Source organism: Dolichospermum sp. UHCC 0259, from assembly GCF_009711935.1.
Taxonomy (GTDB): Bacteria; Cyanobacteriota; Cyanobacteriia; order Cyanobacteriales; family Nostocaceae; genus Dolichospermum.
This window is the reverse complement of record NZ_VIKX01000191.1, coordinates 1-409: the sequence shown is the minus strand read 5'-3', so window position 1 is coordinate 409 and position 409 is coordinate 1.

Sequence of the window (409 nt, the reverse complement as noted above, 5' to 3'; positions counted from 1 at the left end):
CGTGCGTAATTGCGCTAGTCCGTTGCGGGGGGAAATTTGGAGAATTGGCGAGCGCCTGAATGGAAAATTTATCACTGTACAAGACGGTTTGATAATACCATCACTATACAAGACGGTTTGACGCAACTATGAATAGACAAGAGGGTTAGGATAACTATACAGAACAGTTTGAATATAGATGATAGCTATACAAGACAGTTTGACCGCAGATTTATCACTGTACAAGACGGTTTGACGCAGATTTAATAACTATACAAGACGACTTGACGCATACATGATAACTATACAAGACAGTTTGACCGCAGATATCATGACTATACAAGACGGTTTGACCGCAGATGTCATGACTATACGAACCTGAGTAAACGATTCATTAAACTCTCTACATCCTTACAGCCAAGCTAGATTT